Source organism: Falsiroseomonas oryzae (assembly GCF_027856955.1).
Taxonomy (GTDB): domain Bacteria; phylum Pseudomonadota; class Alphaproteobacteria; order Acetobacterales; family Acetobacteraceae; genus Falsiroseomonas; species Falsiroseomonas oryzae.
Genome location: NZ_JAPSMD010000857.1, coordinates 1 through 1,085 on the forward strand (window position 1 = coordinate 1; position 1,085 = coordinate 1,085).

A 1,085-nucleotide genomic window follows, 5' to 3' on the forward strand; every position below is an offset into this window, starting at 1 on the left:
GCTTCGCGCTGACCACCGCAGGCGCGCTGGCGGTGACGGACCGGGTCCAGGCCGGCGGCGCGCTGGTGCTGCGCGCGGATGCGCTGACGCTGTCGGCGCCGCTCCTCGCCCCCTCCGTCGCGCTGCACGCGCTGGGCGGCGACGTCACGCAGACGGAAGGCGGGATCGAGACCGCAACGCTGCGCGCCACCGCGACGGGCGAGGTGCGGCTGGAGGCGTCCGGCAACGCCATCGCCGCGGTGTCCGGCCGCGCCGGGCCGCTGTTCCGCGTGGCGAGCACAGTCGCCCTGGCCGCCGACGACATCCTCGCCGCCGAGATCGGCCTGGCCTCGGGCGGCGCGCTGACGCAGCCGGGCGAGGGCCTCGGCATCGCGACCGACCTGCTGCATGCGCAGGCGAAGGGCCGCGTGGACCTCGCCGCCGCGACCAACGCCATCCGCGCGCTCGGCACCCTGGCGGCGCCGGGCGGGCTGGTGCTGCGCACCGCGACGCCGCTGGAGTTCACCCTGCCGGCGACGCTGCCCTCGGCCGATGTCACCACGGGCGGCGACCTGACCCAGCTGGCGGCCGCGCCGCTCTCGGCCGGCACGCTGCGCATCGCCGCCGGCGGTGCGGTGGCGCTGGAGGCGTCGGGGAATGCCATCGCCCGGCTGCTTGGCGCGGAGGCCGCGGGCAGCCTGCGCCTCAATTCCGGCGGCGGGCTGGTGCTGGATGGCGTTCTGCGCGCCACGGACGTGGCGGCCCTGACAGCCGCGGGCGACATGACCCAGGTCGCAGGCTTCATCGAGGCACCGGTGCTGGTGGCGAGGTCGCTCTTCGGCGGCGTCGCCCTGGACAGGCCGAACCTGGTCGGCGCCGCGGGCGGTGGCGCGATGGCGACCTGGCGGCTGCGGCATGACGGGGCGGAGCCGTTGCGTCTGTCCGGTCTGGTCAACGCGCCGGAGGTCGCGCTGGTGCTGGCGGGCGGGCTGCAGCAGGGCAGCGGCGCGCTGCGCACCTCGGCGCTCGCGCTGCAGGCGGGCGGCGAGGTGGTGCTGGACGGGCCGGATCATCGCGTGGCCGCGCTCTCGGGCCGCGCCGGCGCG

At 77.7% G+C, this 1,085-nt stretch carries 1 protein-coding gene; it reads left to right on the top strand.

All coding sequences use genetic code 11. The annotated features are described in order from the left end of the window. Positions 1-1,085 (top strand): hypothetical protein (locus tag OZN99_RS32240; RefSeq protein WP_270939267.1); only part of this gene is annotated, 1,085 nt, incomplete at both ends.